General features: G+C 67.0%; 3 protein-coding genes. 2 read left to right on the forward strand and 1 reads right to left on the reverse strand.

The window, feature by feature from the left end:
* The first annotated feature begins 151 nt into the window (after nucleotides 1-151).
* Together ACE039_RS23960 and ACE039_RS23965 are read left to right on the forward strand one after the other, a co-directional pair.
* Complete coding sequence (locus tag ACE039_RS23960) at nucleotides 152-796, forward strand: TetR/AcrR family transcriptional regulator (protein ID WP_485823503.1); 645 nt, start codon at nucleotides 152-154, stop codon at nucleotides 794-796.
* Nucleotides 793-2,013 (forward strand): DUF418 domain-containing protein, encoded by a 1,221-nt coding sequence (locus ACE039_RS23965; RefSeq protein ID WP_485823504.1) that lies wholly within the window; start codon nucleotides 793-795, stop codon nucleotides 2,011-2,013. The genes ACE039_RS23960 and ACE039_RS23965 overlap by 4 nt, the downstream gene beginning before the upstream one ends.
* Here the strand turns inward: ACE039_RS23965 and ACE039_RS23970 are convergent, their stop codons facing one another.
* A complete protein-coding gene (locus ACE039_RS23970; protein ID WP_485823505.1) occupies nucleotides 2,014-4,632 on the reverse strand; it encodes a TRAP transporter permease in 2,619 nt (872 codons plus the stop codon).
* Nucleotides 4,633-4,667: the final 35 nt, after the last annotated feature.

Raw genomic sequence — 4,667 nt, forward strand, 5'->3', positions numbered from 1 at the left:
GGGGTGATGGCGCGTCGGCGGCGCAATCGGGCCTTCGCCGATTGCGCCGATGGGCGATAAGAAAAGGGCGGGCCGGATGGCCCGCTTTTTTCTTGACCGGATTCCGCACATTGCTATTTAATAGATAGATCAGTCAGTCTATTAATAAGCGATGCGCAAAACCGATCCCATCAAACAGCAGGAACGTCGCCTCCACATCCTGGAGGCGGCGGCGTACTGCTTCGCCGAACACGGCTTCCACGCGACCTCGACCGCGCAGATCTGCAAACGGGCCGCGATGAGCCCGGGCAACCTTTTCCATTACTACGCCAGCAAGGCCGACATCATCGAAGCGCTGATCGCGTCCGACACCGACGACATCCGGTTGCGGATGCGGGCCGCGGGCGCAGCGCCGGATGCGTGCCAGGCGCTGCGGGAGTGGGTCGACGGGCAACTGGCGCTGTATCGGGATCCGGCGTTTGTACGCCTGGGCATGGAGGTGCTGGCCGAGGCGGTGCGCAACCCCCGTGTACATGCGTTGGTGATGGCGAACGAGGCCGAGCGCAAGACCGGCCTGTTGACCCTGCTTGCGGCGGTCTGGAAAGGGCGGGAGGCCCCACGGCCGTTGGCGCAGATGGCGGACACGTTGTTGTTGCTGCTTGATGGCGTCTACAGCCGCTCGGTGGTGGACCCGGCTTTCGGCGCCGAGGCTGCCGCCAGTTTGCTGGACCAGGCCCTGGAATGCAGTCTGCCGCCCGCCACGGCACCGCGAGACCCCGCGCCACGCCGCCGCCAGGCGGCGAAGGGCCGCGCATGACCGTCGCTGCTCAATCCCATGCCGCCACTGAACCGTCCGGCCGCCTGGCCCATGTGGACGCGCTGCGCGGCTTTGCGCTCTTTGGCATCCTGATCGTGAACATCGGCGTGTTCTCGTCGCCGTTTTATGGCGCGGGCATTACCGACCCGGCCTATTCCCGTCCGTTGGACGTGGTCGTGCGCTGGGTGATCGCATGGTTGTTCGAGACCAAGTTCTACCTGCTGTTTTCCTTCCTGTTCGGCTATAGCTTCACGTTGCAGATGGCGGCGGCCGAGCGCAGCCAGGCCGCCTTTGCGCCGCGCTTCCTGCGGCGTCTGGCCGGGCTGGCGTTGCTGGGTGCGGCGCATGCCGTGCTGTTCTATCAAGGCGACATCCTGCTGACCTATTCGTTGTTGGGCCTGGGGCTGTTGTGTTGCCGGCGGATGGCGCCCAAGCGCGCGCTGCACGCCGCGTTGTGGTTGATCGTGCTGGCCTCGGTGGCGTGGGCGATTCTGGGGGCCTTGGGTTTCCTGGATCCCGTGCCCGCCGGCTACCAGGCGCTATATAAAGCGGAAGCGCTGGCCTCCATCGAGGCCTACCGCGGCACCATCGCCACGACGATCGCGCAGCACATCCAGGAATTGACCGCGAGCGTCTGGTTCACGGTCCTGTTCGTGCAGGGCCCATTCGTCTTTGCGATGTTCCTCGCGGGCTATGCGCTGGGCCGGCGCGAGGCGTTGGCGAATCCTTGGCGGCAGCCTCGCGTGCTGGGCCTGCTGTGCGCACTCGGATTGTTGCCGGGGTTGGCCGGGTCGGCGTTGTACGCCACGTCGTCGCTACCGTTCGCCGGTGGCACCTGGGAACTTCCCGGGTTGGCGGCGGACTTGCTGACCGCGCCGTTGCTCAGCATGTCTTACGCCGCCGCCTTCCTGCTGGCCCTGCGGACCAGGGCGCTTGGATTCGTTGGCATCTGGCTGGCGCCGGCGGGCCGGATGGCGCTGACCAACTACCTGATGCAGTCGGTCGTTTGCGCTTTCCTGTTCACGGGCTGGGGCTTGCGGCTGTTTGCGTCGGTGTCGCCGCTGGCGGCCACCGGCATCGCGGTGGCCATTTTCGCGGCGCAACTGCCGTTGTCGGCCTGGTGGCTGCGCCGGCATGCCTATGGCCCGGTGGAATGGTTCCTGCGCGCGCTTACCATCGGGACGTTGCCGCCCTGGCTGCGCGCGCGCGCGCAGTGATCAGGCCGATCGGGCACGCAGCCGCCCGATCGCGGCGCCGCCGTCCCGCCTGCCTTGCCGCATCCACATGCCGGCCAACAGCAGCAACGCGGGCAGGTAGACCCAATGGTCCGACCAGCGCCCCGGATTCGGCGCTTTGACCTCCAGCACGTCCCAGCCTTGCTCCCAGCCCGAGCGCTGGGCGCGGCTGCCGAACCGGACGCCGCCGATCTGGGTCTGGTCGCCCAGGCTCATCAGCGTCACACCGGCCTCGGCCAGGCGCCGGCGTCCGGCGTCTGGCGCGTCGGCGCCGGTTTCCAGCGCCGGCAGGGCAACCGCGACGGTCTTGGTCAGCTCATCGCCTTCCAGGTTTATTCCGCGCAGCACCACGGTCAGGCGGCCGTTGTCCGGCAGCGCGCCGGCGATTGTCTGCATGTCGGCGGCGGGACGGCTTTCGTATTGCGGCGCAAGGTGGTCCATGAACCAGTCGGGACGGAACAGCATGAACGTCGCAAGCAGCAGCACCGCCACCTCGGGCCAGGTGCACCGCGTGCGGAACCACCGCATGGTGGCTGCGGCAAAGGTCAGGGACGCCAACGTCGCGCCGGCCACGACCAGCGCCAATTCCCAGCCGTAGTCGACGTCGATCAGCAGCAGGGTCGGATTGAACACGAACATGAACGGCAGGATGGCGGTGCGCGCGGCGTAAGTGACCCCCTGGATGCCGGTCTTGATCGGGTCTTCGCCCGATATCGCCGCCGCCGCGAACGTGGCCAGGCCCACCGGCGGCGTGATGTCGGCCATGATGCCGTAATAGAACACGAACATGTGCACCGCGATCAGCGGGATGACCAGGCCGTTTTGCGCGCCCAGTTCCACGACCACCGGCGCCATCAATGTCGCCATCAGGATGTAGTTCGCGGTCGTGGGCATGCCCAGGCCCAGGACCAGGCAGACCAGCGCGGTGAAGATCAGCATCAGCAGGACATTGCCCATCGACACCAGTTCGACGAAGGCGGTCATGCGCAGGCCCAGGCCGGTCAACGTGATGGCGCCGACGATCAGGCCGGCCGTGCCGCACGCGATCGCGATGCCGATCATGTTGCGCGCGCCATCCTGCAGGCCGCCGATGGCGTCACGCCAGCCCTGGCGCCATGCCGGGGCCGCGTCCTGCTTGCGGAACCAGGCGATCAGGGGGCGCTGGGTCACCATCTGGAACAGCATCGCCGTCGCAGCCCAGAAAGCGGAGAGGCCTGCGGACAGTTCCTCCACGCTCAGGCACCACACCAGGATGCCGATCGGGATCAGGAAATACAGCCCGGCGCGCACGGTGGGCCAAGGCTGGGGCCGCACGGGATGATTGACGTCGATGTCCTGCGGCAGGTCAGGATGCGCCGCGGCGACACGCAGCAGCCACAGGTAGAGCGCCGCCAGGATCGCAAGCAACACCCAGATGGCCGCGGCGCCCGCCAGTGCCTGCACGCCGGTGCCGATCCAATAGGCCGCGCCCATCACCAGCAGCGTGCCGCTGATGCCCATGCCCCATCCCGCCAGCTTCTGCAGCGGCGTGCGGGCGGGCCCTGCGGCCATCATCGGCTGGATGCCCAACTTCAGCGCTTCAAGATGGACGATGTAGAACAGCGCGATGTAGGAGATCGAGGCCGGCAGGATCGCGTGGCGGATGATGTCCGTGTAGGGGATGCCGACGTATTCGATCATCAGGAACGCGGCTGCACCCATGACCGGCGGCATGATCTGGCCGTTGACGGATGACGCGGTTTCAATCGCGCCCGCCCGCACGCCGCCATAGCCGGCCTTCTTCATGAGGGGGATCGTGAAGATCCCGCCGGTGACCACATTGGCCACCGACGACGCCGACACCAGGCCGTTGACCGCGGATGACACGACGGCCACCTTGGCCGGTCCGCCTCGCAGATGGCCCAGCAGCGCAAACGAGACCTGCATCATGTAGTTGCCGGCGCCGCACTTGTCCAGCATCGACCCCAGCAGCACGAAGATGAAGATGTACGACACCGACACACCCAGCGCAACGCCATACACGCCTTCGGTGGTCAGCCACATGTGCGACATCAGACGTTCGATCGATGCGCCGCGGTGGGCCAGCACATCCGGCAACCAGGGGCCCGCCAGCGCGTAGGCCACGAAAACCAGCCCCAGCACGGTCATGGGCAGGCCGAGCGCGCGGCGCGTGACTTCCAGCAGCAGCGCCAGGCCAATGGCTGCGGTGGCCACATCCATCGGCGTCGGCTGCCCGGGGCGGCCGGCCAATTCGTTATAGAAGACGTACAGATAGCTGCCGCAAAAGCCGGCGGCCAGCGCCAGGACCCAGTCATACCAGGGCATGCGGTCGCGCGCGGAGCGTTTGCTGGCCGGATACGCCAGATAGCCCAGGAACATCGCAACGCCCAGATGCAGCGCGCGCGCCTCGGTGTCGTTGAAGATGCCCCAATTGAATGAGAACGGCAGCGGCGACGCATACCAGAGTTGGAAGAAGGACCAGATCAGCGCGCCCGCGGCCAGCGTGGCGCCGGCGACACCGCCCACGTTGCGGCCTCCGCGGTCGGCGTCGGCGACAAGCTGTTCCAGGTCCGGGGCCGGCGTGTGCGGCTCTTTTGTCATGAAATTCCCCTACGTATCATGGCGCGGGGGGGGGG

The sequence above is a fragment of the Achromobacter maghribensis genome (assembly GCF_057334215.1).